This window comes from Pseudomonas baetica, assembly GCF_019733355.1.
Taxonomy (GTDB): Bacteria; Pseudomonadota; Gammaproteobacteria; order Pseudomonadales; family Pseudomonadaceae; genus Aquipseudomonas; species Aquipseudomonas baetica_A.
On record NZ_JAIHLQ010000162.1, the window covers coordinates 1 to 334 of the forward strand.

Sequence of the window (334 nt, forward strand, 5' to 3'; positions counted from 1 at the left end):
ATCTGCACAAGCTCGCGGTGCGACGGACACATGCGGGCCGGGGTGTCAGCTCCGCGCTGATCGAGGCTTGCCGCCATGCCGCGCGAACGCAGGGGTGCGCCAAGCTGCGGCTCGACTGCCACCCGAACCTGCGTGGCCTATACGAGCGGCTCGGATTCACCCACGTCGACACTTTCAATCCCGGCTGGGATCCAACCTTCATCGCAGAACGCCTAGAACTCGAAATCTAACGTCCGTTCGGGCATCGAGGTCCATGTCGGGGTGGGACGGGCCCGTGGCTTCAAGATCACTTGCAGTCCGACCGCGATGTCTTGGTTGCGCGAGAGGTTGTCGA

General features: G+C 63.5%; 1 protein-coding gene. It reads left to right on the forward strand.

The annotated features are described in order from the left end of the window. The coding region (locus K5E40_RS34565) for a GNAT family N-acetyltransferase (RefSeq protein WP_188144551.1) at positions 1-230 on the forward strand (230 nt) is incomplete at its 5' end. Positions 231-334 lie beyond the last annotated feature (104 nt).